This window comes from Crossiella sp. SN42, from assembly GCF_023897065.1.
GTDB lineage: Bacteria > Actinomycetota > Actinomycetes > Mycobacteriales > Pseudonocardiaceae > Crossiella.
Genome location: NZ_JAMHIV010000012.1, coordinates 1 through 26,193, shown reverse-complemented (window position 1 = coordinate 26,193; position 26,193 = coordinate 1). Strand labels below are relative to the sequence as shown.

Genomic DNA, 26,193 nt, shown 5'->3' with positions numbered 1-26,193 from the left:
CGGCTCTTTCGACCCGCCGGCCGTGCCGGCGGGCCGATCGAGTTCAGCGGTTCAGCGGGATCTCGAAGTGCACGGTCTGGAAGGTGAGCGGGTTGCCGTCGCGGTCGTCGTGCACCTCCACGGCCAGTGACCGCCAGAACTCCTCCGCCCCGGGCACCCGGGTGTCGGTGTGCAGGTACAGCTTGTCGTAGCTGGGTTCGTCCGCCACGAACGCGGTGGCCGCCCGCACCAGGGCGCGGGCCAGGCCGCAGCGGCGGTGGTCGGGGCGGATGTAGACCCGGAACAGCTGGGCGGTGCGGTCGCCGCCGTAGCGCTCGACCAGCCAGGCCGGGTGCGGCGGGCTGGACGGCGCGGTGGCGCGCACGCCGGTGGTGCCGACGACCTCATCGCCCTTGGCGGCCACGAACAGCGCGTGCCGGGGCGGGGCGAGGTAGGCGGTGCCGGGGTCGATGACATCGGCGTGCCATTCGGGTCGGTAGCCGTAGCCGAACTCGTGGTAGAAGGTGTCCAGCATGACGCTGCGTGCGCCGTCCAGGTCGCGTTCGCTGGCCTGGCGGATCTCGTAGGGGCCGACGTGGCTGATCAACTTCATTTCTCCTTGACTGTTTCCGTGCTGTGGCCGAGCAGGCCGAGGGTGACGGGATGTCGCGGGGCGCCCAGCACCTGCCGCGCTGGGCCGTGTTCAACGACGTGGCCCTCGTGCAGGACCGCGATCCGGTCGGCCAGGCGAGCGATCACGCCCAGGTCATGGCTGATCACGATGAGGGCGCAGGGCATGGCGGCGAGCTGGTCGAGCAGGCCGGCCTGGGTCAGCGTGTCCAGGCCGGAGGTGATCTCGTCGCACACCAGCACCTCCGGCTGGGCGAGCAGGGCGCGGACCAGGGCGGCGCGGCGGAGTTCGCCCCCGGAGAGGCCACTGGGCCTGCGGCAGGCGGTGTCCTCGTCGATGCCGAGCCCGGCCAGCTCGATCAGCGCCTCGGCGCGGGCGGCGGCGATCGGCTTGCCGCGCAACCGGACGGCGGTGCGGCACACCTGGTCGAGCACGCTCCGGCGCGGGTCGAAGCTGGCGCTGGCGTCCTGGAAGACGTACTGCACCCTGGCCAGCTCCGCGCGGGAGCGGCGGCGCAGCGAGGCGGCCAGCGGCACCCCGTCAAGCAGCACGTGGCCGGTGCGCGCGGAGTGCAGCCCGGCCACGCAGCGGGCGAAAGTGGTCTTGCCGCTGCCGGAGCGGCCGACCACGGCGAGGCGTTCCCCGGCGCCCACGGCCAGGTTCACGGCGTGCAGGACGGTGGTGGCGCGGTGCCGGGCGCTCAGGTCGCGCACGGCCAGCAGCGGCGGGCAAGACGGGCGGGGAGTGGCCACCGTGACCTTCGGCTGGGCCGCGATCAGCGCGCGGGTGTACTCGTGCTGGGGCGCCGAGAGCACCTCGCCCGCGTCCCCGGCCTCGGCCACCGTGCCAGCGCACAGCACCACGATCTGATCGGCCAGCGCGCGCACCACGTCGAGGTCGTGGGTGAGCAGGACCAGCGCCACACCCTGCCGGACCACCTCCGCCAACTCGGCCACGACCTCGTCCCTGGTGATGGCGTCCTGCCCGGTGGTGGGTTCATCGGCCACCAGCACCGCCGGATCACCGACCAGGGCCTGCGCCAGCACGACCCGCTGCTGCTGCCCGCCGGAAAGCTGGTGCGGGTAGCGGCGCAGCAGGCCCGCGGGCACCCGGGCGCGGCGGAGCGCGGTGGTGATCAGCTCGTCCCGGTCGCCGTCGTGCCGGGCGGCGATCTCCCGGAAGACCGCGCCGATCCGGCGAACCGGGTTGAGCGCGGCCGAGGGGTGCTGCGGCACGAAGGCGGCCCGCCCGGCAACGGTGACCGTGCCGGTGACCGTCACCCCGGGCGGATGCTCGCCCAGCAGCGCGAGCCCGGTGGTGGTCTTGCCGCTGCCGGAGGCGCCGACCAGCGCGAGCACCCGCCCGGCGGCCAGGGTGAAACCCACCCCGTCGACGAGGCGGTGGCTGCCCGCCACGGCCCGCAGTCGCTCGACCCGCACGACCTCGGTCATGGCCGCACCTCCCGCCGGGTACGCAGGGCGCGGTCGAAGACCAGGTTCAGCCCGATGGACAGGCACACGATCAGCACGGCAGGCACCACGACCGCCCACGGTTGCAGGAACAGCCCGGTGCGGTTGCGGTCCACCATCACCGCCCAGTCGGCGGCATCCGGTGGCACGCCGACGCCGAGGAAACTGGCCGAGGCGACCAGGTAGAGCGCGCCGGTGAGCCGGACCCCCAGGTCCGCGGCGAGGGTTCGCGACATCGACCGTCCAATGTAGACAACGAAGATCCGGTACCGGGACTCGCCCTGGAGCCGCATCGCCTCCAGGGCCGGACTGCTGGCCAGTTCCAGCGCGGCAGCCCGGGAGATCCGCGCGACGTCGGGAAAGTTGATCAGTGCGACGATGCCGGTGAGCACCAGCACGCCCTGGCCGGCGATCGCGGCCACCAGGATGAGCAACAGCAGGGACGGCACCGCGAGCAGCAGGTCAAGCGGCCGCATGAGCGCCTCGTCGAAGATCCGCAGCCGCGCGGTGGCCGCCAGCACACCCCAGGGCACGCCGGCCAGGTAGGCGCCCGCGGTGGCCAGCAGCGCGACCAGCACCACGGTCTGGCCGCCGGTGAGCACCTGATGCCAGGCGTCCCGGCCGACGAAGTCGGTGCCGAGCAAGCCGCCGGGCAGGAACGGCCCGCGCCGGGGTGTGTCCGCCGGCACGAACAGCGGGCCGAACAGGGCGAGCAGCAGCGGGACCGCGATCAGGACTCCGCCAGGACCGTAGCGGCGCAACGACTTCACCGTGCCTCCACCGAGCGCGGGGCCAGCCGGAAGGCCGCCAGGTCAGCCAGCAGGTTGACCAGCACGGTGGTCGCGGCGAACACCACCGCGAGCCCCTGCACCACCGGCAGGTCCCGGCCGGCCACGGCGTCCACCAGCGTGGTGCCCAGGCCGGGGATGACGAACACCGCCTCCACCACGATCACCCCGCCCAGCAACCAGTCCGTGGTCCGCGCGACCTGCTGCAGCGCGGGAGCCAGCGCGTTGGGCAGGGCGTGCGCGTACCGGATCCGGGTGCGGCCGATGCCGAGCCTGCCGGCGTGCCGGACGTACTCGGAGTTCAGCGCCTCGATCATGCCAGCGCGCACCAGCCTGCTGATCGAGCAGATCGGCCTGGCCAGCAGCACCACCAGCGGCAGCACCAGCACCGCGGGCTGGGCCAGCAGGTCACCACCGGTGCCCACCGCGGTCGGCGGCAACCAGCGCAACTGGAGGCTGAACACCGCGACCAGCACCACCGCCAGCGCGAACTCGGGCACCGAGTGCAGGCCGACGCTGACCGCGGTCAGCGACCGGTCCAGCGGGCCCCCCTCGCGCAGCGCGGCGAGCACTCCGACCAGCACGGACAACGGAACCAGCAGCACCAGGGTCAGCGCGGCCAGCAGCAGGGTCGGCGCCAGCCCGTCGGCCAGGAACGCCGCTACCGGCCGGCCGGAGAACAACGAGACCCCGAAATCCAGCTGCGCCAAGCCCCACAGCCAGCTGCCGAACCGCTCCAGCGGCGGCCGGTCCAGCCCCATCGCCGCCCGGATCTGCTCGATCCGCTGCGGGTCCGGGTTGTCCCCGGCCAGCGCCACCGCGGCGTCCCCCGGCAATGCCTGCACCAGGAGGAACACCACGGTGGCCACGGCCAGCACCTGGCCCAGCCCGAGCAGCAGGCGCCGTACTGCGTAGCGGCCCAGGCTCACCCGAGCCACACCTTGTCGAAACGCGCCCAGTCCAGGGAGTTGGCCGGGGCGGTGGACACCCCGTGCACAGTGCGGGTGGTGCCGACGATCCAGTCCGCGAAGCCCCACATCAGGTAGCCGCCCTCGGCGTGCAACATCCGCTGCATCTCCGCGTACACCGCACCCCGCGCGCCATTGTCCACAGTGGACACCGCTTTGTGGTAGAGCGCGTCGAACTCCGGCCGCGCCCACTTGGTGACGTTGGTGCCCGCACCGTGCAGCAGCCGCTGGGCGATGTGCGTCTCGATCGGCATGGCCCCGGAGCGGTAGCTGGACAGCGAACCGTTGTTGAGGGTGTCCGACCAGTAGCTGTCCTTGTTCCCCATGGCCACCTCGATGGTCAGCCCGGAACCCTTCACCTGGTCGGCGAACACCGTTGCCGCCTCGACCATCCCGGCCGCCGCGGCCGAGGTGTCTAGCTTGACCTTGAGCCCGGCGGCGCCGGCCCGGCGGATCAGGTAGGCCGCCTTGTCCAGGTCGCGGGCACGCTGCGGGATGTCGGCGGCGTAGTACTGGTAGCCCTTGCCGAACAGGTCGTTGCCGATCTGTCCGCTGCCGGAGAGGGTGGTCTCCACCAGCTGTGGCCGGTCGGCCAGCAGGAACAGCGCCTCGCGCAGGTCGCGGTTGTCGAAGGGCGGGCGGTCCAGCTTCATCGCGAAGGCCTGCACCGCGCTGTTGGGAGCCCGGTGGATGGTCATCCGGTCCCCGCCCGCGTGGCTGCGCGCGGTGGTCGGAGTCAGGTCGTGCGCGTACTCCACCTGCCCGCCGAGCAGGGCGCTGACCCGGGCCGACTCCTCGTTGGCGATGACGAACTCCAGCTCGTCCAGGTGCGCCGCACCCTCCCAGTACTCGGCGTTCCGCTTGAGCAGCAAGGACTTGCCGGGTTGGAAGGAGACGAAACTGAACGGCCCCGAGCCGACCGGTTTGCTGAAGTCCTCGGTGCCCTCGGGCACGATGTAGGCGCCGAAGGCGGCCAGCACGTTGGGAAACTCCACGAACGGGCGCTTGAGCGCGAACTCCACGGTCCGCTCGTCCACCGCGCGGCTGTTCGGCAGGTCGATCAGCGCCAGGCTCGACTTCGCCCGGAACGCGCGTTTCGGATCCAGGACACGGGCGTAGCTGGCCAGCACGTCCTGGGCGCGCACTGGCTTGCCGTCGTGGAAACGCGCCTGGCGCAAGGTGACCCGCCACTTCGTCAGCGTGGCGTCGGGCTCCCACTTCTCGGCCAGCCTCGGCTGGGCAGAGATGTCCGTGCCGAGGTCGGCGAGCTTGTCGAACATCGCCTTGGCTCGGGAGGCTTCGACGAACAGGTTCGCCAGGTGCGGGTCGAGCACCTCCTTGGCGCCGCCACCGGCGAAGGCGGCGCGGAGCCGGCCACCGCGGCTGGGCGTTGCGGAGCCGGCGGGGGAGTCGCCGGAGCCACAGCCCGCGACGGCGCCCAGCGAGAGCCCGGCGGCCAGGCCGAGGAAACCTCGACGGTTCCAGGAGGGGGAGGCAGCGTGCATGTCGTTCCCTTCAGTGGGCGCGGGATTGCCGGTGAGCAGGTTCGCGCCAGCGGTCTCGGTGGTCATCGGACTGCCTCCGGTTGCCGGGCCGGGAGCATGCCGCGGTGGTGCAGCAGGAACATCCCGCCCGCGCACCCCAGGCCGATCCCGGTGCACAGCAGACAGGCCAGGACGGCGCTGACTTCCATCGCGGCGCCGATCACCGCGTTGCCAGCCGCCGCGACGATCCCGGAAGCCAGGTAGAACACGCCGAAGTAGGTCCCCGTCAGCTCCAGGCGGCCGAAGGCGGGGATCAGCTCAAGGACGAAGGGCTGAGCCATCATCACCCCCACCGCCAGCAGCAGCGTGGCGATCAGCACGCCGGCCGGCCCCGAGGCGGGCCACCAGACGGCGAGCGCGGGCGCGAGGAAGCCCAGGCCCATCACGGCCAGCCCGGCCGCGATCGCCCGGCCCTTGGCCGCCCGGCGAGCCAGCACCCTGGTGATGCGCACCTGGCCCAGCACAGTGGCCACCGTGGACACCAGGAACAGCGCGGCGACGCTGGCCGCCGTGCCGGTGGCCCGCTGCGCCTGCATCGGCAGCACCAGGTACAGCTGGTTCTGCAAGGCGAACATGCCGGTGAGTGCGAGGGTGAAGACGAGAAAACGGTGGTTGGTCAGGCATTCCCGCCAGTCCCCGAGCACGGTGCCGCGCGGGACCGGCGCTGGACGTCGCGGCAGCACGGCCGCCTGCGCCACGGTGAGCGCGGCGAAGATCGCCGCCGCGACCACGGCCGCGATCCGGAAGTCCCACCACAACAACACGCCGCCTAGCACCGGCCCGAGCAGCGCGCCCGCCTGGGCGAAGACGCCGAAGAGGGCGAACGCCTCGGCCCGCCGGGACTCGGTGGCCTCCACCGCGAGGTAGGCACGCACCGCCGGGTTGAACAACGCGCCCGCGAGTCCGCTGAGCACGGCCGCGGCCAGCAGCACCGCCACCGACTCACCCGCGGCGAACAGACCGAAACCGAGAGCCCGCAACGCACAACCAGCGATGATCACCCGTCGCGGCCCGAGCCGGTCCGAGGCCGAACCGCCGAGCAGGAACAGGCCCTGCTGGCTCAGCGTCCGCACACCGAGCACCACGCCGACCACCGCCGCGGACATGCCGAGCTCACCGCCGAGATAGCCGGCCAGGTAGGGGATCAGCAGGTAGAAGCCGGTGTTCACGCCGAACTGGTTGACCAGCAGCAGCCGCACGGACAGCGGGTAGCTCAGGAACGTCCTCATCCGGCCGCCATCCCGAGCCCGGGCCTGCCGCTCAGCCGCACCACGAGCGGCACGTCCTGTAGCCGCTCCACAGAGGACAGTAGTGCGGGCAGGTCGTTGGTTTCCGCGGTGCGCACGTTGTCCGCGGCCGGCAAGGGATGCGGGCCGGTGGCCGGTGCGGAGCGCAGGTAGTGGCGCGGGTCCCGGGTGCGGAAGGTGAAGCGGTGGCCGGACTCGCGAATCGCCCTGGGCGACAACGTGCTCATCGCTCCGACCCAGCTCTCGATCATCAGCAGATGGCCCACACGCGCTCCCTTTGGTCAGCGACCGGCGTCAGCCAGCAGCCGAGGGCAAATGATAATCATGTTCGAACAGTAGTCGCTTGGCCTGTCAAGGTGACGTGGTGGTGCGGTCAGGAGTCGCCGCTATCCGTTGAGCGACAGAGGTCAGGGCGACGACGAGCGTGAGCACCGGCGAGCTTGTGCTTTTGTTAGGCGCATCGCATAATGCCCCTTGCTGAAAATGGTTATCAATGTGGCTCGGTGCTGGCGGGTACCTCGGCGAGGAACTCGCGGATGGCCGGGGCGACCGCGAGGGCGAGGTCCTCGGCGGTGCGCAGCTCGGCGGAGAAGGCCGTGGGCGCCAGGCGCCCGGCGGGCAGCAGCCGGGCGAGTTCCTCGGCGAGGGCGCCTGGGTGCCGGTGGTCGATGCCCGGGAAGATCAGCGTGGGCACGGTGATCCCGGCTAGTTCCTCGACGCTGGCGAAGGCGCGGTCGCGGCCGATGGCCGCCGCGGCGGCGATGCTGGCCGGATCGGAGCGGGGGATGGCGTCCCGGACGAGGGCGCCGATGACCGGAGCCAGCTCGGGCAGGACCGGCGCCCACGCGGCGTCGATGCCCTGGGTGCGCGCACGCTCGGCGAAGGCGTCCAGGAACGCCGTCTCCGCCGCTTTGGCCGCATCGTCCTCGATGTCCTCGACGCTGATCAGGACGGCGGCGGTGAGGCGGCCGGGGTGCGCGAGCGCCATCCGCATGGTGATCGTCGCGCCCATGCCGGTGCCACCCACGGCCGCCCGCGGGACGCCGAGGTGCTCCAGCAGGGCGAGCACGTCCTGGACGTACTGGTCCCAGGTGTGGCGGGCCGGGTCGGTGCACACCGATCGGCCGTAACCGCGGACGTCGGGCAGCACCACGGTGTGCCGGTCGGCGAGCAGGCGGGCCAGCGGGATCAGGCTGCGGTGGTCAGGGCCGCCGCCGTGCAGCAGCACGACCACCGGGCCGTCCCCGATGGAGCCGGAGCGCAACGGCTGGCCGTCGTGCCCGTGGTAGCTGAACTCGATCACGAGGCTTCCCTTCGGCGGCGTGTATACGGGGGTAGGGTACCCAGCTCGATCGTTGGCAGGGATCTTGCATGTTTCGATTCCTGTTGCTGCCAGGAGATACGGATGTGGCCACCTTGGTCACTCACAGGGTTGTAAACCGTACCCCCCTAGGGTATAAATTCGTCCGTGCCGGTGATCGTCGACGGAGCCCCCTACGGGTAGGGGGTACGTTGAAGGTTCCGGTGTGCACAACCCAGGGAGATGCGAGATGCACGGATACAGCAGCGACAAGAACGGCTACCTCAAGCGGCTGCGCCGCGTGGAGGGCCAGATCCGCGGGCTACAGCGGATGGTGGAGAACGACGAGTACTGCATCGACATCCTGACCCAGATCTCCGCGGCCACCAAGGCGCTGCAGGCGGTCTCCCTGGGCCTGATCGACGAGCACCTCAAGCACTGCGTGAGCCAGGCGATCGCCGAGGGCGGCGAGACCGCCGAAGCCAAGGTCCGCGAGGCCAGCGAGGCCATCGCCCGCCTGGTCCGTTCCTGACCCGGCGCCGGGTCACCGGCAACACCCGAACACGAAGGAGTCCGCCATGTGCGACACCTGCGCCACCACCGCCAGCACGGAGGTCACCTGCACCGTCACCGGCTGACGGACCGACCGGGGCTTTCCGCCCCACAGTGAGGAAAAGACCATGAACACAGCAGCGAAGCTCTCCGCCTACGGTGCGGCACTCGCTCTGGTCGCCGTCGGCGGCTGGGCGGCCGGAACCGCTGTCGGTCCCTTCGCCGAACCGACCGGCACGCACTCCGGTGCGACCGGCGGCGGCACCCCCGGTGGCGAGGACGCCGGGCACGGGGACACCTACAGCGGCACTGTCGCGGAGGCAGCGCGGAACGACCAGCCCGGCGGGCTGGCGTCGTCCAGGGGCGGCTACACCCTCACGCCCACCAGCACGACGCTCACCGCGGGAACCAGCGAAACCTTCTCCTTCCGCATCCTCGGACCCGATGGCAAGCCGGTGACCGGCTTCGACGTCGAGCACGAGAAGCGCATGCACCTCATCGTGGTCCGCCGCGACACCGCCGGGTTCCAGCACGTCCACCCGGAACTGGACGCCGAGGGCACCTGGCGGGTGCCGCTGACCCTGCCGGCCGCGGGCAGCTACCGCGCCTTCGCCGACTTCAAGCCCACCGGCCAGAAGGCCACGACGCTGGGCGTGGACCTGTCGGCGGCCGGGAACTTCCAGCCGGTGACCCACACCCCGTCTCGTGTGTCCACAGTGGACGGATACCAGGTCCGGCTGGACGGCGACCTGGTGCCTGGCCGCTCTTCCAAGGTGACCCTGACCGTCACCAAGGACGGCCGCGAGGTGACCGATCTCCAGCCCTACCTCGGCGCCTACGGCCACCTGGTCGCGTTGCGCGGCGGCGACCTCGGTTACCTGCACGTGCACCCCGAAGGCAGCCCTGGCGACGGGAAGACCGCGGCCGGACCGGCGATCACCTTCTTCGCCGAGATCCCCTCCGCGGGCTCCTACCGGCTGTTCCTGGACTTCCAGCACCAGGGCAAGGTGCGCACCGCGGAGTTCACCGTGGACTCCGCCGGGCAACCCGTGACGCCGAGCCCGCGGCAGACCACCCCGGCCCCGCCGGCCACGCCAGCCGACGGCCACGCCGGTCACGGCGGCTGACCCCGATGCGGAAGGAGCACACCGTGACCACGGAGCTGTCCACATCGGACACCGCCAACCAGGTCGAACTGTCCATCACCGGGATGACCTGCGCCTCCTGCGCGGCCCGGATCGAACGCAAGCTCAACAAGCTCGACGGCGTGACCGCCACGGTCAACTACGCCACGGAGAAGGCCAAGGTCGTCTTCCCGGACGACCTCGACCCCGGCGTGCTCATCGAGCAGGTCGAGGCCGCCGGATACACCGCCGAACTGCCCCGGCCCAAGACCGCCGATGCCACCCCGGCGATCGAGGCCGGCGCGGACGACCCGCTCCGCACGCTGCGGCAGCGGCTGATCGGCTCGGCGGTGCTCTCGGTGCCGGTGATCGCCCTGGCCATGATCCCGGCGCTGCAGTTCACCTACTGGCAGTGGATCTCGCTGACCCTGGCCGCACCGGTGGTGGTGTGGGCGGGCTGGCCGTTCCACCGCGCCGCCTGGGCGAACCTGCGGCACGGCGCGGCCACCATGGACACCCTGATCTCCCTGGGCACCCTGGCGGCGTTCCTGTGGTCGCTGTACGCGCTGCTGCTGGGCACCGCGGGCACCCCGGGCATGACGCACGCCTTCGAGCTGACCATCCAGCGCGGCAGCGGTGAGGCCAACATCTACCTGGAGGTCGCCGCCGGGGTCACCCTGTTCATCCTGGCCGGACGCTACTTCGAGGCCCGCTCCAAGCGGCGGGCGGGCGCGGCCCTGCGCGCCCTGCTGGAGCTGGGCGCCAGGGACGTGGCGGTGCTGCGGGACGGAAGCGAGCAGCGCGTCCCGATCGAGCAGCTGGCGGTGGGGGACCGGTTCGTGGTGCGGCCGGGGGAGAAGATCGCCACCGACGGTGTGATCGAGGAGGGCAGCTCGGCGATCGACGCCAGCATGCTCACCGGCGAGTCCGTGCCCGTCGAGGTGGGCGCGGGGGACGCGGTGGTCGGCGCCACCGTCAACGCCGGCGGGCGCCTGGTCGTGCGCGCCACCCGGATCGGCACCGACACCCAGCTGGCCCAGATGGCCCGGCTGGTCGAGGACGCCCAGAACGGCAAGGCCGAGGTGCAGCGCCTGGCCGACCGGGTCTCGGCGGTGTTCGTGCCGATCGTGATCGCGCTGACCGTGGGCACGCTGGCGTTCTGGCTCGGCGCGGGCGGTTCGGCCGCGGCCGCCTTCACCGCCGCGGTCGCGGTGCTGATCATCGCCTGCCCGTGCGCCCTGGGCCTGGCCACCCCGACCGCGCTGCTGGTCGGCACCGGCCGCGGCGCGCAGCTGGGCATCCTGATCAAGGGACCCGAGGTGCTGGAGTCGACCCGGCGGGTGGACACCATCGTGCTGGACAAGACCGGCACCGTCACCACCGGGCGGATGAGCCTGGTCGAGGCGCACCCGGCCGAGGGCGTGGCCGAGCTCGACCTGCTGCGCCTGGCCGGCGCCCTGGAGAACGCCTCCGAACACCCCATCGCCCAGGCCATCGCCCGCGGCGCCCGGGAACGCCTGGGCACGCTGGCCGAGGTGGAGGGCTTCACCAACACCGAGGGCCTTGGCGTGCAGGGCGTGGTGGACGGGCACGCCGTGCTGGTCGGGCGGACCGCGTTGCTGGAGCGGTGGAGCCTGCACCTGCCCGCGGAGCTGGCCGAGGCCAAGGCCGCCGCCGAGACCCGTGGCCGCACCGCGGTCGCGGTCGCCTGGGACGGCCGGGCCCGCGGAGTGCTCGTGGTCGCCGACACCGTCAAGGCCACCTCGGCCGAGGCGATCCGGCAGTTCCGCGCGCTCGGGCTGACCCCGGTGCTGCTCACCGGCGACAACGAGGCCGTGGCCCGCTCGGTGGCCGCCGAGGTCGGCATCGAGCAGGTCATCGCCGAGGTGCTGCCCAAGGACAAGGTCGAGGTGGTCACCCGGCTGCAGGGCGAGGGCAAAGTGGTGGCGATGGTCGGCGACGGGGTCAACGACGCCGCCGCCCTGGCCAAGGCCGACCTGGGCCTGGCCATGGGCACCGGCACCGACGCGGCCATCGAGGCCGGTGACCTGACCCTGGTCCGCGGCGACCTGCGCGCCGCCGCCGACGCGATCCGGCTGTCCCGCCGCACGCTGGGCACGATCAAGACCAACCTGTTCTGGGCCTTCGCCTACAACGTGGCCGCGCTGCCACTGGCGGCGGCCGGGCTGCTCAACCCGATGATCGCCGGCGCGGCCATGGCGTTGTCCTCGGTGTTCGTGGTGACCAACAGCCTGCGCCTGCGGTCCTTCCGCAGCGTGAACACCACATCGGAGGCGGCGGAACGGGAATCGGTTTCCGCTGGCTGATCGACAGCAACGTGGTGTGCCGCCGAGCCTGTGGCGTTCGGCGGCACACAACGCCCGCCTCGCGGCAGCTGAGGGAATCGAGCCGGTGGTGAACCTCGGGGCCGGTCTGGTCACCCAGGCCAAGCAACGCTTGGTCGAGCGCGTGGTGGGGGCGGGTGGCCCGGTCCGGCCGTCCAGCGGCGCACTTGCACATTGTGCAAGTCGGCCACTATGGTCTGACTTGAACAATGTGCAAGTGCGCGTCTGGGGGTTGTGATGGCAGCTTTGACAGTGGTGTCGTTGGTGCAGTCGCTGCTGGCCGTGACGTTCTGGCTGGTCCCGTTCGCTGGCGCGCGTCGCGGAGCGGCTGCGCAGCGGGCGGCCGAGGGCGAGGTGGTCCGGCAGGGCTTCCCAGCCGCGGTGCTGACTGGGCGCGGGGTTGACTTCGGTGCGAGCACGGCCAGCCTGGTGCTCGCGGCGTCCATCGGCGTGGTCTTCGCGGCGCTGGGCGCGCTCAACCTCGCCGGTGCGGACCTGGGCCGGACGCTGACCTGGATCGCGCAGCCGATCATCCTGGTGCTCGGCCTGATCGTCATGCCGGGCGAGATCTGGACGACCCGCTACGTCGAGGCAGGCTTCCGGAAATCCGGCGATCCAGCCGTGCGCGGCCTGGACGTCGGCTCGATGGTCGAGGCAGCGCGCCGGGCTTACCCGGCCTGGCTGCACCTGGCGATCATCGCGCGATTCGCGCTGGCCACGGCGGGTTCGACGGTGATCATCGTATTGCTGCTGGCCTGACTTGGGCAGCGACCCGGTTGGACGTGCTGCCTCAGTACTTGGCCGGGCCGGGCCACCGGCGCGCCAGGCCGAACCGGATCCACGCAGCCGCCCGGTCATGCACGTCGGCCAGCCCCTGGGGGCGACACCGCAGCGACCCGGCCTGCCTGCCGGCGCCCGCCGCGACGCACCGGCCGCCGAGATGTCGCGCTAAGGCCACGTAAGTTCGGCGCCGGCGTTCTTGCGCATCCGTACCGCACAGGATTACCTCAACACATGGGATACGGCCTCGTGGTTCCGCGCGTGCAGGGCGTGCGGCATGACGACCAGCCGCCGAATCCCCAGCCGGCCGGCAGCGCGGCCTAGCACGCCTGCGCGCCGGTCGGCACCTGACACCTTCTCGCGGAAGCCCCGCGCCTTTCCCTGTCCCAGTGCGCCTTCGTGCGCTCCCTCTGTCCTTTGTGGATGGTTGATGTCTGATTCACCGATCGTTCTGGTGACCGGTGGCAGCGACGGAATCGGCTTTGAGACCGTGCGTCGCCTGCTGACCGCCGGTGCCACCGTCATCCTGCACGCCCGCTCCGCCGAACTGGCCGAGGACGCGGTCGAGCGGCTGGTGAAGGCGGGGGCCGAACCCCTGCGCCTGCACCAGGCCGTCGCCGACTTCACCCGGCTGAGCGCGGTCACCGCGCTCGCCGCCGAGATAGCCGAGCGGCACCCGAGGCTCGATGTGCTGGTCAACAACGCGGCCATCGCAGGCCCGCAACACCGGCTGCTCACCGAGGACGGGAATGAGGTGACCTTCCAGGTGAACTACCTGGCCGCCTACCTGCTCACCCGCTCGCTGGAGCCGCTGCTGGCCGCGGCGCCACGGGGCCGGGTGGTGAACCTGTCCTCGTCGCTGCACCGCGGCGGAAACCTCAACTGGTCCGATCTCAGCCGTGCCAAGCGTTACACCCGGGGCGCGGTCTACGCCCAGTCCAAACTCGCCCTGACGGTGTTCACCACGGCCTTGGCCGACGCCGGGCGCCCGGCGGTGAGCGTGCACCCCGGCATCATCAACACCCCGCTGCTCAAGCACTACAGCTACCGCGGCAGGCCCGCGGCCGACGGCGCCGAACCAGTGGCCCACCTCGCCCAGCCGCGCACCGCGGTGCTCGACGGCGGCTACTACGAGGGCCGGGTCCCGGCCAAGCCCGCCCCCGTGGTCGAGGACCGGCGCGCGGCACAGCGGTTGTGGAAGGTGAGCGCACAACTGACCGGGATGGCCGCCTGATGTCCAAACGCGCCAGGAAGAAAGCCGCCCGCCGCAAGAAGAAGGCCAACCACGGGAAGCGACCCGGCTGTCAGGGCTGCTGGCAGCCGAGGGCGCGGCGCGGTTCCACCGGACTGGGGCCGGTGGAACCGCGCCTTTTCTCGTTCCGGCGCGGGAGTCGTGCCAGCGCGCTCCCGGTCGTACTCCGAGACCTGGTGCACCCACCGCTTCCCGACATACGGCACATCGCACACGATCCGCGGCGTCGCGTACCCCGGCAGATACCCCATGATCGCGTGCTGGAGCTCCTGCGCCTCCCACACCGCCACCCGCCAGTGCTCCGCGTTCGGGATCATGTCGCACATGTTCAGCGGGACGAGGTCGGGCACGACTGGATTCAGTATGGCGAGTACCTCCAAAGTACCTGGTATCACCCTCCTCAAAGGGGGACATCACCTCTGTGGCACAGCGGATGGTGCAGGACTGTCCGCCGCCGCACGCGAGGGGATGACAGGACGGAGGCGGCCTGGTCGTTGGGGGGCGTGCCGCGCCACTTCCCCGTTCCGAACCGGTCAGCACCCGCTCGATGGGGTACTTGCTGGTCACCGCCAGCTCGACGCGGAGGCCCGCTGGCATGGTCGAGCTCTGTGCCCGGCGGATGTCCCAATGCTCGCCGAGGGCCTGGTACCCGGTCACCGCGGCCCGCAGTGCGACACCAGCCTCGGGCGCGGAGCCATCGTCGGCGTGTAGCACCGCCGCCAGCTCACGACACAGCGCGCCCGGCAGGGCGTGCCCACCTCGTCGTTTAGCGCTGCCGAGGAGGTGAGCCGGTCGGCTGCCCGCGCGCAGTCCAGCACGGTCGCCGCGGCCACGGCACTGGGCGGCCGCACGTGCTGCGAGGGCGAGGTGAATCGGCGGGCCAACGGAGCCAGTGCCTGTGTGCGCCCGGCCCGCGCCGCACTGGCCAGGGCAGGAGTGGGCGGTGCGCGGTACGGCCGATCGATGAGGGCTGTGCAGGACCTCGTCTACGCCTAACCCAATCAGTTCAACGGCGCTTAGACGGTGAAAGCACGGGTATCGCCTTGATGACGTTCCCGCACCGAGGAGGAAGCAGTGGCTGCGCACAAGCCAGGCAAGCTCGTGAAAGCAGCGCTGAAGAAGGCGGTGGAGAAGGTCGTCGAACTGGGGAGTTCGCCGATCCCCGGCGCCCCCAGCAGCGCACCCCCGTCGCTCGAGGAGCCGACCGCCCCGCGCGGGCCGTTGCCGCCGAAGGCGGATCAGACCAGTCCCGAGACGGTGTCCCCGACGGGGGCGCCCACCGGCGCCCCGAAGATCGCCAACGGGCAGCAGGGCGAGTTCCTCACGACGTCGGCCGGCGCGAGGGTGTACGACACCGACCACTCGCTCAAGGCAGGCGAGCGCGGCCCGACGTTGCTGCAGGACCACCACCTGCGCGAGAAGATCACGCACTTCGACCACGAGCGCATTCCGGAGCGTGTCGTGCACGCCCGTGGCTACGGAGCGCATGGCGTGTTCGTGGGCTACGGCACTGCCGCGAACGTCTGCAAAGCCGGCTTCCTGGGTGACGGCGTCCAAACGCAGGTGTTCGTGCGGTTCTCCACCGTCCTGGGCTCGCGAGGATCGGCGGACACCGTCCGCGACACGCGCGGGTTCTCGACGAAGTTCTACACCGAGGAAGGCAACTTCGACCTGGTCGGTAACAACATCCCGGTGTTCTTCATCCAGGACGGCATCAAGTTCCCGGACATCATCCACGCGGCCAAGCCGCATCCGGACCGGGAGATCCCGCAGGCACAGAGCGCGCACGACACGTTCTGGGACTTCGTCTCCACGCACACCGAGGCCACCCACCACGTCATGTGGAACATGTCCGACCGCGGGATCCCCCGTTCCTACCGCATGATGGAGGGCTTCGGCGTCCACACGTTCCGCCTCGTCAACGCCGCCGGCGAAACGGCGCTCGCGAAGTTTCACTGGAAGCCGAAGCTCGGCGTGCACTCCCTGGTCTGGGAGGAGGCACAGATGCTCAGCGGCGTCGACCCCGACTTCCACCGCCGCGACCTCGCCGACGCCATCGAGTCCGGCGCGTACCCGCAGTGGGAACTCGGCCTGCAGATCATGCCCGACACGCCAAAGCAGACGTTCGAGAGCATCGACCTGCTGGACCCGACCAAGATCGTGCCGGAGGAGCTCGCGCCGGTGCAGCCGGTCGGCATCCTCACACTCAACCGCAACACGACCAACTTCTTCGCCGAGACCGAGCAGGTCGCGTTTCACCCCGGCAACCTGGTGCCGGGCATCGACGTGACCGACGACCCGCTGTTCCAGTCCCGGCTGTTCTCCTATTTGGACACTCAGCTGTCCAGGCTGTCCGGGCCGAACTTCAACCAGATCCCGATCAACCGCCCGCACGCTCCGGTCAACGACATGCTGCGGGACGGGTTCCACCAGCACGCGGTGCACGCCGGGGTCGCCCCCTACCGGCCCAACACCCTCGATGGCGGCAACCCGTTCGAGGCAGGTGCCGAGGACCGGCCGTTCGTCGAGGTGGCGCAGCCGCTGCCCAGGTCGACGAAGACCCGGCAGTCGCCCACCTCCTTCGCCGACCACTACACGCAGCCGAGGCTGTTCTGGCTGAGCCTCTCCCCGGTCGAGAAGGAGCACCTGGTGCGCGCCTTCACCTTCGAGCTCGGCAAGTGCTATGAGCAGACCATCAAGGAACGCGAGCTGCTCGTGCTGGCCAACGTCGACCCGACGCTGTGCGCCGAGGTGGCCAGGGGGCTCGGCATGCCGGCGCCGGCCGCCACCGTGCGACCCAAGAAGGTCGAGCCGAGTCCGGTCCTGTCCCAGATCGGGCGGAGGTGGCCAACCGACGGTCGCGTCATCGGGATCGTGGTCGATCCGGCCCAGCTTGACGGCGTGCGGGCCGTCCGTGAGACCGTGCTGGCAGGTGGGATGGTGCCCCTGCTGATCGCCCCGACCGGCGGGCCGCTCGACGCCGACAGCGGTCTGGTCGCCCAGCGCACCCTGCACACCGCGCGGTCGGTCGAGTTCGACGCCCTGCTGCTCGCGGGCAGCCCACCCTCCGGAGCGGACGCGCCGGGAGGCCCCGTCGAACCGGCTGACACGATCGACCCGCGCGTCATCCGCATGGTCCAGGAGTGCTACCGCCACGCCAAGGCGATCGGTGCGTGGGGCTCCGGCCGGCTCGCCGTTGAGGCCGCCGGGTACGCCACCCAGCCGGGCATCGTGATCGACGACGATCCGGCGGATGTGCTCAAGGCGTTGACCGTGCTGCTCGGAGCACACCGGGTGTGGGAACGCTTCCCCGCGACGATCGCCTGAGGAGTCCGGTCATGGCCGACGAGCTCACCGACGAGGAACTCGCGTTCCTCAACTCGATGTTCGACCTGGCACGGGCTGGGGAGACGGCCCGGCTGGCGGAGGCGATCGACGCGGGGATACCGGTGAACCTCACCAACAGCGCGGGTGACTCCCTGCTGATCCTCGCCAGCTACCGCGACCACCCGGACACCGTCCGGATGTTGCTGGAGCGAGGCGCGGACACCGGGCGCGTCAATGACCGGGGACAGACCGCGCTCGGAGCGGCGGTCTTCCGCCGTTCCGAGCGCACCGCCGGTCTGTTGCTCGACGCGGGCGCGGATCCCGCGCTCGGGCCGAGGTCGGCGCTCGACGTGGCCAGGCACTTCGACCTGCCCGAGATGCTGGAGCTGTTGGAGGCCCGCTCCGCCGCGACGGCGGGAACGGGCGAACGGACCGCGTAGACGTGGTCCAGGGGCCACGCGTACCGGACGCCGGCCCCGTGGTCCAGGTGGCCGGATGCGGTGATGGACACGCGCCACGGCAACAACGTCACTGTCACTGGTCGCGAGGACAGCCCGACGGCACTGCTCGCCCACGGGTTGGGCTGCGACCAGAATCTGGCGCGCCCGCCGGGCTGCCCCGGTCATCGCGATAGAGACGGCAGGACAGACGGGGTTCCTGACCCGGCGCGGCGAAGGGGTCTCTGCCGTCGAGGAGCAGGGTCAGTGAATCCGGGCCTCAAGTCCGGGATCGACTCTGCACTGGCCAGGTGACGTTCTCGGCAGCGCGACGCGAGCCCTTCGCGCCGCGCGGTGCACAACCCGCAGCACGGCCACCTCCCCGCGTCACCGGCGTGGCCAGCGCGGTCTCCTGGTGGTGCGACCACACCACTGGTTGTCGTGCCGCAGCAGGCGGATCAGCCGTACTGGGTGTGGCGGAGGTCGCCGGGCTGGTGCGCGGGGACGGGGCGCGGGTGGCGCCGGAACAGCTCCTGGCGGCCGGGAGGTAACGTCGGCGGGGTGCTGCGGGTAGAGGTGCTGGGTCCGGTGCGGGCCTTCGGTGCGGACGGGGTCCCGGTGGAGCTGGCCGGGGCCCGGTTGCGCGCGCTGCTGGCCCGGCTCGCGCTCTCGGCGGGGCGGGTGGTGCCCGCCGAGGTGCTGCTGGCCGACATCTGGGGCGCGGACGGGGTGCCCAACACCTTGCACGCCTTGGTGCACCGGCTGCGGCGCGCGCTGCCCGCCGGTGCGGTCGAATCGCTGCCCGCGGGGTACCGGCTGGCGCTGCCCGCCCACATCGTGGACGCGCACCGGTTCGAGCAGCTGGCCGCCCAGGGCAGGCGGGAGCTCGAGGATCCGGCGCGGGCCGCGGGCACGCTCGCGGAAGCCCTGGAACTCTGGCAGGGCACCGCGTTCGCCGATGTGGACGCGGTGTTCGCCGAGGCCGCTGGGGCGCGGCTGGCCGAACTGCGCGCCGGGGCGGCCGAGGACCGGTTCGAGGCGGAGCTGCGGCTCGGCCGGTCCGGCGAACTGCTGGCCGATCTGGAGGCGGCCTGCGCCGCGCGTCCGTTGCGGGAGCGGCTGATCGGGCTGCGGATGCGGGCGCTGGCCGCGGCGGGCCGCCAGTCCGAGGCGCTGGCCGTCTACGAGCAGGCCCGCGGCAGGCTGGCCGAGGACCTGGGCGTCGACCCCTCGGCCGAACTGCGCGGCGTCCAGCTCGCGGTGCTGCGCGGCGAGCTGGACCGCACCGGCCCCGCCCCGGGACGGCTGCCCGCGCGGCTGACCTCTTTCGTTGGCAGAGAAGGGGAACTGGCGCTGCTGGCGGGTCTGCTGGACTCCGCGCGGCTGGTGACCGTCACCGGGCCCGGCGGCGTCGGCAAGACCAGTCTGGCGGTGGCGGCGGCCGCGCGGCACCGGGCGCACCGGGACGGGCGGCTGTGGCTGGTGCCGCTGGCCGCGGTGGAGCACCCGGCCGGGATCGCCACCGCCATCCTGGGCGCGCTCAGCGCAGGCGACCGCTCCGGCGGCTCAGGTGATCCACTTGCCCGGGTGGCCGCACTGCTCGGCACCGGGGACGCCGTGCTGGTGCTGGACAACTGTGAACACCTGGCCGCCGGGGCCGCCGAGGTGGTGCGCGCGCTGCTGGAGGCCCGGCCCCGGCTGACCGTGCTGGCCACCAGCCGGGAACCGCTGGAGATCATCGGCGAAGCGCTGTGCCGCCTCGGCCCGCTGGCCCTGCCGCCGGAGGGCTCGGCCGAATCGCCCGCGGTGCGGCTGTTCCTGGACCGAGCGGCCGCGGTCCGGCCGGGCTTCGCACTCGATGAGTCCACTGTGGACGATGTGCTGCAGGTGGTGCGGCAGCTGGACGGGCTGCCGCTGGCGCTGGAGCTGGCCGCGGCCCGGTTGCGCTCGATGGACATCGGCCAGATCGCACGCAGGCTGGATGACCGCTTCCGCCTGCTGGCCACCGGGAACCGGGCGGCGCTGCCCCGCCAGCGCACACTGCGCGCGGTGATCGAGTGGAGCTGGGAACTGCTCACCGAGGCGGAACGGGCGCTGGCCCGGCGGCTGTCCTTCTTCCCCGCCGCGGCCGGGGCGGAGGCGGTGGAGGCGGTCTGCGCCGAGGGCGCGTCGGCCTACCTGCTGGACGCGCTGGTGGACCGCTCGCTGGTGGAGCGCACCGGTTCGGGCTACCGCATGCTGGAGAGCATCCGCGCCTTCGCCGCCGAGGAGCTCACCGAGGCGGAGCGGGCGCGGATCCGGGCCCGGTTCACCGCCCACTACGCCGCACTGGCCGCCGAGCACGAACCCCTGGTCCGCACCGCGGCGCAGGCTGGTTCGCTGCCGCTGGTCACCGCCGAGTACGGCAACCTGGTCTTCGCCCTGCGCTCGGCCCTGAACAGCCGGGACGCCCCCGCGGTGGCCCAGCTGTTCGGGCTGCTGCACTGGTACTGGTACGCCTTCCGCTACGACGCCCGCACCGAGTCCTTCCTCGCCGAGGCGCTCACCCTGGGCGCGGCCCTGCCCGCCGAGACCCGCGCCGCCCTGGCCGCGCTGGACGCGCTGATCGGCGCGCACAGCCCCAGCACCGACCCGGCCCTGGTGCGGGCGCTGATCGAGGACTGCCTGCGCACCGGTGCGCACGAGCGCTACCCGCTGCTGTTCACCGTCACCCAGCCCGTCGCGCACCGCCTCGGCCTGACCGACCTGGCCGAAACCCTGCACCGCCGCGCGCAACCAGACCCCTGGGCCGCCGCCGTGCTGGCCCTGCTGGCCGCCGAACCGGACGCGGCGGAGCGCTTCGCCGCCACCGGCGACCGGCTGTGGACCGCGGTCGCCCTGGCCCTGGGTGCACAGGCGCACAGCCTGCGCGGTGATCACGCCACCGCGATCGCGGACGCGGCCCGGGCGATCGAACTGGCCGCAGGCGCGGAGTCCCAGCACGACGTGCCTTTCCTGGTGCTGCTGGCCACCCTGCGCCTGCGCGCGGGCGACCTGCCCGGCGCGGCCCGCGAACTGGACACCGCCGAACAGTTGACCGAGATCCGCGGCCTGCGGCACACCGCGCTGGAACTCTGGCGCGGCCGCGCCGAACTGCACCGCCGCGCGGGGGAGTTCGACCGCTCCCGCCAGGCGCTGGCCCGGCTGGCCGGCCTGGCCGAGCAGCTGTGCCTCCCGGAAGCCGACCGGTTGCTGGCGCCCGCCCGGCTCGCGCTCCGGCTGAGCGAGGGCGGCCCCGCCCGCGCCCTGTTCCCGGCCGCGCTGGCCGCCGCCGTGGCCAACGGCGAACCCGCCACCGCCGCCCAGTTGCTGGCCCGGCTGCGGCACCAGGAGGGCGACCACCCCGGCGCGGCCACCGCCCTGGGCCTGAGCCAGGCCCTGCGCGGCAGCTTCGACCACGGCGATCCCGAGCTCCGCTCGCTCATCGCCCAGCTCACCGCCGGACTCGGCGAAACCGCCTACCACCAGGCATTTCAGCTCGGCGCGGAGCTGAGCGCGGAGTCCGCGCTGACACGCCTGGCCGACCCTGTCAGCGCGGTATAAGCCCGCTGTCATCGCCGCGGAGCACGGTGTGCCGGACACCCGAGCTCGAAAGGCAGTGACATGAACGACTTCCAGAGCCCCGGCCGCCCGAAGGTGCGCGAGATCCTGGACTGGGCGGTGACCGAGGCCGGCGCGCCCAGCCTCGCGGTGCGCATCCAGGACAACGACGGCGTGTGGTTCGGTTCGGCGGGCTTGGCCGACCCGCTCACCGGGGCCCGCCGGGTGCCCGGCGAACAGCTCAACGTGGGCAGCATCGCCAAGGGCTTCACCGCCGCCACCGTGCTCACCCTGGCCGCCGAGGGCAGGCTGACCCTGGAGGACACCGTCGAGCACTGGCTGCCCGGTTCGATGGACGACAGCCCCTACGACGCCACCAAGATCACCATCCGCCAGCTGCTGGCCAACACCAGCGGCCTGTTCGCCACCGGCATGGCCAAGGAGTTCCAGCGCCGGGTCAACATCCGCAGCGGTTTCCTGAAGCACCGCTTCGACGCCTGGGAACGCCAGGACGTGCTGCGCGTTGCCCTGTCCGAACCCCCGGTCGGCCGGCCAGGCGAACGCTTCTTCTACTCCAACGGCGGCTTCAACTTCGCCGCCGCCATCGTCGAACAGGTCACCGGTAACACCTTCGAGTCCGAAGTGGACAGAGCAGTGGTCCGGCCTCTGGGCCTGGCAGGCACCTTCGCCAGGGACCGCTGCGAAACCGGCTACCGGGGCCGTCACCCCCGCCTGTTCTCCAAGGTCTTCCTGCGCGAGGGCGTGCAGCCGGAGGAGGTGACCCCGGACAACTGGCAGACCAAGATGGAGGACCCCGCCCTGCCGCCCCTGGACACCACCGAGTGCAGCAACTCCTGGGCCTTCGGCGCGGGCGATGTCGTGTCCACTTTGGACGATGTGACCTCGTTCCTGCGTGCCGTGATCACCGGGGACCTGCTACCTGCGGCGCAGCACGCGGACATGTGGACGACGGTGCCGACGACGGGTGCGCACTGGCTGGCCGACACCCGGTACGGGCTGGGCGTGTACGAGCTGCGCCTGGCCAACGGGGTGGTGCTGCGGGGGTCCAGCGGGGCCAGCACGGGGACGATGACCCTGGCCATGGGGACTGTGGACGGCAGCCACCTGGTGACCGCGCACGTGGCCAACGACTACTCCGGGTTCCCGATCTTCGACCGGTTGCTGGCGGCCGAGTTCGGCGCCGGTGGGCTGCGGCTGGAGGGCTGAGCGCGGCGGCGCCTGCCGGGTGCTGCCAGGCAGGCGCCGCCGTGGCCACCGGGTTCGTCACCTGGTGCCTGTGCAGCGGCTTCCGGTGGTGACCTCTATATCCACATGGCTGACTTGAGCGGGAACGTGACGTGCCAGCCACCGTGGGCGCGGGCTGCTCCATGTCCTAGGAGGACGGCTGCGATCAACGCTGTCAGAAACGCCGACCGTGGATCCGAGCCGCTGAGTCTGGTCACGCCAAGGCGTGGGCGGACCTGGTGCAATCGCACGAGTCGACCGGGCGCACGGAGAGAGCGGAGGAGTTCGCTCGCCGCAGCACCGATGCAGGACAACCCGGTGAGTGTACGAGCCTGGCTCAAGATCGCTTCGCGGTTCTGGTGGTCGGGTCAGGTGAATCTGCGGCCCCCTCGATGAGAAGGCGCTTGGGTCGTCGGTCCGGGGCTGGAACGGGGCTGAGTGCTGCCGAGCTGTTCTGGCCGGTTTGTCGGGTAGACGAGGGCCAGCCCGAACCACCGCGCTTGGTTCCCGGGGCGACGGGCTGCTCGACTTCCAGCGGTGCTGATGAGCACTGCCCAGGGATCCAGGTCAGCACCGGCAACCATGTGTCGAAGTCCATCGGGCGGCACAGCCTGGCCGAGTGGCCAGGTCCGTGCTGGGTTCGACTGGCGCGCCTCGCGACGAGCCCTCGCTGTCGCTGCCCAGGGCCGGTGGCGCGATCCGAGGCATGGGCGATAAGTTCGCCACCAACCCGGTCACTGGGACGGCGGCGGTGTCCGTGCCGGTCGCGCTGACCGCGGGCCGTCCCGGCGTGGCACCCGAGTTGACGCTCGCCTACGACTCCGGGGCTGGGAACAGCGTGTTCGGGCGCGGCCTGGACGCCCGGGTGGCTGATCCGGCGGCCCCGGCCCGGGTGTACAGCTGGCTGCTTGAGGAGACCCGTGACGACCGGGGCAACCTCGTGCGGTACGAGTACAAGACAGACGGTGCCGCGCGGCACCTCAAGCGCGTGCGCTACGGCCTCCGGCAGGCAGGAGCGGCCGACTTCCTCTTCGAGGCCGTGCACCGTGTGGTGGTGCGGATCAGGTCAGTGGAGTGCCGAACCAGCGCCGCAGGGCTTGGTCCAGGCCGTCCGGATCGGCCTGCCGGGCGGTGAAGGCGATGTGGCCGTCGGGACGGATGAGCACGGTGGACAGGCCGTTGAAGCCCTCGGCCAGCTCGACCAGCCGGACCCGGTCCGCCCAGCGGGCGGCGGTGCCGGCCAGTCCGGCGCCAAGGTCGAGCAGCACGCCGCGGGCCTGGCGCAGCAGGCTGAGGGAGTCGGCGGTGCTGCCGTCGGCCAGCCGCAGCGGTGCTGGCGGGAGCCGGGTGCCGACGAGTTCGCCCTCGCCGATCGGGTAGCGCACGGCGACCGCGCTGAGCTCGTCGGACATCTGCCGGTTGGCTTCGGGGGTGCTCAGCAGTTCGGCCACCACCGTGCGCAGGGCCTCGATCTCGGGGCCGCCGCGCATCAGCGCGTCCTGGGCGCGGGTGTTGAGCAGCACCCGCGCGGCCACCGGGTGCCGCTCGGCGTGGTAGCTGTCCAGCAGGTCCGCGGGCGCGGTGCCGGTCACGGTGGCGGCGAGTTTCCAGCCCAGGTTCACCGCGTCCTGGATGCCCAGGTTCAGGCCCTGGCCGCCGAAGGGCGGGTGCACGTGCGCGGCGTCCCCGGCCAGCAGCACCCGGCCGCGCCGGTACTGGGTGACCTGCCGGGTGCCGTTGCCGAAACTGCTCAGCCACACCGGTTCCGCGCCCGAGATGTCGATCCCGGAGATCCGCCGGACCGCTCGGCAGACCTCGGCGAAGCTCGGCGGTTCCGGCCGCCGCGCCGCGGGCCGGTCGAACTCGCCTGCGATGATCCGGATGACGTCCGGGCGGTTCTCCGCCACGGCCACCACGGACATGGCCAGCCAGCCGTCCGCGCCGCGCTGGTAGGGGAAGGGGCGGCCGCGCAGCACGGGCAGGTCGGTGGGCAGTCCGGCCACGTCGGCGAGCAGGACCTCGGTGGTGGCGGGCGTGCCGGGGAAGTCGAAAGCGGCCAGCGCGCGCACGCTGCTGCGGCCGCCGTCGCAGCCGATGAGGTACCGCGCCCGCAGGTCGCGCACCCGGCCCGCGGTGTCCCGGGTGGTGACGGTGACCCCGCTGCCGTCCTGGTCCACGGCCTCGACCCGGTGCCCGCGCACCACCTGTGCGCCCAGGGAGATCGCCCACTCGGCCAGGCCCTGTTCCAGGCGGGCCTGGGGCAGCAGCATGACCGCGTCCTCGCTGCCCGGGGTGCTCAGGTCGAGCGGGACCGGCAGCAGCGCGAAGTGGCTGAACCGGCCGAACCGCTTCTCCGGCAGGTGGTCCAGCACCCCGCGCTGGCGCAGCACCTCGATGGTGCGGGCGTACACGCCGGGCGCGCGGGACTGCCCGGCGGGTGCGGGCTCGGCCTCCAGCACGAGCACCTCGACGCCGCCCAGGCGCAGTTCCGCGGCGAGCACCAGCCCGACCGGGCCGGCGCCCGCGATGATCACCGGTGCGGACTCCGTGGTCACGGGTGGGCTCCTTCGGCGGAGTCGGTGGCCAGCAGCGCGTTGATGTGCTCGGCGAGCTGACCGGCGGTGGGATGTTCCAGCAGGGCCTTGGCCGGCAGCAGCAGGCCGGTCGCGGTGACCAGCCGGTTGCGCAGCTCCAGCAGGGAGAAGGAGGACAGGCCGAGTTCGAGCAGGCTGCGGTCCGGGGTGATCAGGCCGGTGCTGTGGTGGCCGAGCACGTCCGCGGTCTGCCGCTGGATCAGCTCCAGCAGCGCGCCGAGCCGTTCCGCCGCGGGCAGCCCGGCCAGCGGGTTGTCCGGCTCGGTCTCCTCGGGCAGCGGGGGTTGCTCGCGGCGGTACCAGTCGGCGAAGGCGGGCAGCAGCGCCGCCAGCGCGGTGCGTTGTTCCGGGGCGGTGAGCTCCAGCAGCTCGGAAACCTTGTCCAGGTCGGCGTTGTGCAGGGCGTCGTGCAGCACGTCCTTGGTGCGGGGCGGCCTGGTCCGCAGCCAGAACCGGGTGCGGCGGAACGGGTAGGTGGGCAGTTCGGCCTGGCCGGGGGGCAGCAGTTCGGGCCAGCGCACCGGGATGCCGGAGACCCACAGCTTGGCCAGTCCGGCGAGCAGGCGTCGTTGCTGGGGTTTGCGGCGCTGTGCCAGCGCGATCAGCACCGGTGCGCGTTCCCCCAGGGCTTCCTGGGCCATGGGGATGAGGGCTGGGTGCGGGCCGACCTCGATCAGGTGGGTGATACCCCGGTCGGCGAGGGTGGCCAGGCCGTCGGCGAAGCGGACCGTGCCGCGGACGTGCTGGACCCAGTGCTGGGGGTCGGTGAGGGTGGTGGCGATCTCGCCGGTGAGGTTGGTGATGACCGGGATCCGGGGTTCGTGGTAGGTGAGTTCCCGGGCGACGGTGGCGAACTCGTCCAGGATGGGATCGAGGTGCGCCGAGTGGAAGGCGTGGCTGACGGTGAGCTGGTTGGTGCGGAAGCCGCAGTCCCGCAGGGCTTCCACCTCCTCGGCGTTGCCGGAGACGACCACCGAGGTCGGGGTGTTGACGGCCGCGATGGAGACTCCGGCGGTGAGCAGCGGCAGGACT

Annotated in this window: 20 protein-coding genes and 2 pseudogenes; 11 read left to right on the top strand and 11 right to left on the bottom strand. The window is 72.0% G+C overall.

The features are described 5' to 3' along the window. Positions 1-43 precede the first annotated feature (43 nt). The 8 genes from M8C13_RS15670 to M8C13_RS15635 all read right to left on the bottom strand — a co-directional run bounded on the left by M8C13_RS15670 (position 44) and on the right by M8C13_RS15635 (position 7,929). Positions 44-592 (bottom strand): GNAT family N-acetyltransferase, encoded by a 549-nt coding sequence (locus tag M8C13_RS15670; RefSeq protein ID WP_252481322.1) that lies wholly within the window; start codon positions 590-592, stop codon positions 44-46. Further along, positions 589-2,061, bottom strand: a complete 1,473-nt coding sequence (locus M8C13_RS15665) for an ABC transporter ATP-binding protein (protein ID WP_252481321.1) — start codon at positions 2,059-2,061, stop codon at positions 589-591. Before M8C13_RS15665 ends, M8C13_RS15670 begins: the two co-directional genes overlap by 4 nt. Continuing rightward, complete coding sequence (locus M8C13_RS15660; protein WP_252481320.1) at positions 2,058-2,849, bottom strand: ABC transporter permease; 792 nt, start codon at positions 2,847-2,849, stop codon at positions 2,058-2,060. The genes M8C13_RS15665 and M8C13_RS15660 overlap by 4 nt, the downstream gene beginning before the upstream one ends. Beyond that, positions 2,846-3,796, bottom strand: coding sequence for an ABC transporter permease (locus M8C13_RS15655; RefSeq protein ID WP_252481319.1), 951 nt, complete (start codon positions 3,794-3,796; stop codon positions 2,846-2,848). Before M8C13_RS15655 ends, M8C13_RS15660 begins: the two co-directional genes overlap by 4 nt. Then, on the bottom strand, positions 3,793-5,406 hold the full coding sequence (locus tag M8C13_RS15650; protein WP_252481318.1) for an ABC transporter substrate-binding protein: 1,614 nt from the start codon (positions 5,404-5,406) through the stop codon (positions 3,793-3,795). The genes M8C13_RS15655 and M8C13_RS15650 overlap by 4 nt, the downstream gene beginning before the upstream one ends. After that, positions 5,403-6,608: an MFS transporter gene (locus M8C13_RS15645; RefSeq protein ID WP_252481317.1), complete on the bottom strand. Its 1,206-nt coding sequence runs from the start codon at positions 6,606-6,608 to the stop codon at positions 5,403-5,405. The genes M8C13_RS15650 and M8C13_RS15645 overlap by 4 nt, the downstream gene beginning before the upstream one ends. Beyond that, positions 6,605-6,892, bottom strand: coding sequence for a hypothetical protein (locus tag M8C13_RS15640; RefSeq protein WP_252481316.1), 288 nt, complete (start codon positions 6,890-6,892; stop codon positions 6,605-6,607). Before M8C13_RS15640 ends, M8C13_RS15645 begins: the two co-directional genes overlap by 4 nt. Before the next feature lie 224 nt (positions 6,893-7,116). Then, on the bottom strand, positions 7,117-7,929 hold the full coding sequence (locus M8C13_RS15635; RefSeq protein ID WP_252481315.1) for an alpha/beta fold hydrolase: 813 nt from the start codon (positions 7,927-7,929) through the stop codon (positions 7,117-7,119). A 247-nt stretch (positions 7,930-8,176) separates the two neighbouring features. Here M8C13_RS15635 and M8C13_RS15630 point away from each other — a divergent pair, with 247 nt between their 5' ends. The 6 genes and pseudogenes from M8C13_RS15630 to M8C13_RS45785 form a co-directional block, all read left to right on the top strand. Next, positions 8,177-8,458 carry a metal-sensitive transcriptional regulator gene (locus tag M8C13_RS15630; protein ID WP_252481314.1) on the top strand — a complete coding sequence of 94 codons (282 nt, stop codon included), beginning with the start codon at positions 8,177-8,179 and terminating at the stop codon, positions 8,456-8,458. Positions 8,459-8,606: 148 nt separating this feature from the next. Next, positions 8,607-9,605 carry a DUF748 domain-containing protein gene (locus tag M8C13_RS15625; RefSeq protein WP_252481313.1) on the top strand — a complete coding sequence of 333 codons (999 nt, stop codon included), beginning with the start codon at positions 8,607-8,609 and terminating at the stop codon, positions 9,603-9,605. Between the two features lie 23 nt (positions 9,606-9,628). Beyond that, the gene (locus M8C13_RS15620; RefSeq protein WP_374213083.1) at positions 9,629-11,929 is read left to right on the top strand and encodes a heavy metal translocating P-type ATPase; all 2,301 of its coding nucleotides are present in this window, start codon (positions 9,629-9,631) and stop codon (positions 11,927-11,929) included. A gap of 273 nt (positions 11,930-12,202) precedes the next feature. Next, complete coding sequence (locus tag M8C13_RS15615) at positions 12,203-12,706, top strand: hypothetical protein (RefSeq protein WP_252481312.1); 504 nt, start codon at positions 12,203-12,205, stop codon at positions 12,704-12,706. A 451-nt stretch (positions 12,707-13,157) separates the two neighbouring features. Next, positions 13,158-13,961: an SDR family NAD(P)-dependent oxidoreductase gene (locus M8C13_RS15610; protein ID WP_252481311.1), complete on the top strand. Its 804-nt coding sequence runs from the start codon at positions 13,158-13,160 to the stop codon at positions 13,959-13,961. Further along, positions 13,961-14,026 (top strand): annotated as a pseudogene (locus M8C13_RS45785) (50S ribosomal protein bL37); the annotation flags it as partial. The gene M8C13_RS15610 and the pseudogene M8C13_RS45785, both read left to right, overlap by 1 nt. A 102-nt stretch (positions 14,027-14,128) precedes the next feature. Here M8C13_RS45785 and M8C13_RS15605 read toward each other — a convergent pair. Continuing rightward, a pseudogene (locus M8C13_RS15605) lies at positions 14,129-14,305 on the bottom strand (lysine 2,3-aminomutase); the annotation flags it as partial. Positions 14,306-15,053: 748 nt separating this feature from the next. On the opposite strand from M8C13_RS15605, the gene M8C13_RS15600 reads away from it, so the two are divergent. The 5 genes from M8C13_RS15600 (at position 15,054) to M8C13_RS15580 (ending at position 23,702) form a co-directional block, all read left to right on the top strand. After that, a complete protein-coding gene (locus M8C13_RS15600) occupies positions 15,054-17,306 on the top strand; it encodes a catalase (RefSeq protein WP_308202803.1) in 2,253 nt (750 codons plus the stop codon). An 11-nt stretch (positions 17,307-17,317) separates the two neighbouring features. Continuing rightward, positions 17,318-17,746 (top strand): ankyrin repeat domain-containing protein, encoded by a 429-nt coding sequence (locus M8C13_RS15595; RefSeq protein ID WP_252481310.1) that lies wholly within the window; start codon positions 17,318-17,320, stop codon positions 17,744-17,746. Positions 17,747-18,304: 558 nt separating this feature from the next. Next, complete coding sequence (locus tag M8C13_RS15590) at positions 18,305-21,325, top strand: BTAD domain-containing putative transcriptional regulator (RefSeq protein ID WP_252481309.1); 3,021 nt, start codon at positions 18,305-18,307, stop codon at positions 21,323-21,325. 60 nt (positions 21,326-21,385) lie between these two features. Continuing rightward, positions 21,386-22,549, top strand: coding sequence for a serine hydrolase (locus M8C13_RS15585; RefSeq protein ID WP_252481308.1), 1,164 nt, complete (start codon positions 21,386-21,388; stop codon positions 22,547-22,549). Between the two features lie 637 nt (positions 22,550-23,186). Beyond that, positions 23,187-23,702 (top strand): SpvB/TcaC N-terminal domain-containing protein, encoded by a 516-nt coding sequence (locus M8C13_RS15580; protein ID WP_252481307.1) that lies wholly within the window; start codon positions 23,187-23,189, stop codon positions 23,700-23,702. Here M8C13_RS15580 and M8C13_RS15575 read toward each other — a convergent pair. Beyond that, the gene (locus tag M8C13_RS15575; protein ID WP_252481306.1) at positions 23,629-25,122 is read right to left on the bottom strand and encodes an FAD-dependent monooxygenase; all 1,494 of its coding nucleotides are present in this window, start codon (positions 25,120-25,122) and stop codon (positions 23,629-23,631) included. The two genes, M8C13_RS15580 and M8C13_RS15575, sit on opposite strands and share 74 nt — an antisense overlap. Then, a partial coding sequence (locus M8C13_RS15570; protein ID WP_252481305.1) for an acyltransferase domain-containing protein occupies positions 25,119-26,193 on the bottom strand: 1,075 nt, incomplete at its 5' end. The genes M8C13_RS15575 and M8C13_RS15570, both read right to left, overlap by 4 nt.

What these genes read in the sequence shown, in the direction of transcription:
- M8C13_RS15670 (WP_252481322.1), bottom strand. Translation starts at nt 592, where the DNA reads ATGAAGTTGATCAGCCACGTCGGCCCCTACGAGATCCGCCAGGCCAGC.
- M8C13_RS15665 (WP_252481321.1), bottom strand. Translation starts at nt 2,061, where the DNA reads ATGACCGAGGTCGTGCGGGTCGAGCGACTGCGGGCCGTGGCGGGCAGC.
- M8C13_RS15650 (WP_252481318.1), bottom strand. Translation starts at nt 5,406, where the DNA reads ATGACCACCGAGACCGCTGGCGCGAACCTGCTCACCGGCAATCCCGCG.
- M8C13_RS15645 (WP_252481317.1), bottom strand. Translation starts at nt 6,608, where the DNA reads ATGAGGACGTTCCTGAGCTACCCGCTGTCCGTGCGGCTGCTGCTGGTC.
- M8C13_RS15630 (WP_252481314.1), top strand. Translation starts at nt 8,177, where the DNA reads ATGCACGGATACAGCAGCGACAAGAACGGCTACCTCAAGCGGCTGCGC.
- M8C13_RS15625 (WP_252481313.1), top strand. Translation starts at nt 8,607, where the DNA reads ATGAACACAGCAGCGAAGCTCTCCGCCTACGGTGCGGCACTCGCTCTG.
- M8C13_RS15610 (WP_252481311.1), top strand. Translation starts at nt 13,158, where the DNA reads ATGTCTGATTCACCGATCGTTCTGGTGACCGGTGGCAGCGACGGAATC.
- M8C13_RS15595 (WP_252481310.1), top strand. Translation starts at nt 17,318, where the DNA reads ATGGCCGACGAGCTCACCGACGAGGAACTCGCGTTCCTCAACTCGATG.
- M8C13_RS15585 (WP_252481308.1), top strand. Translation starts at nt 21,386, where the DNA reads ATGAACGACTTCCAGAGCCCCGGCCGCCCGAAGGTGCGCGAGATCCTG.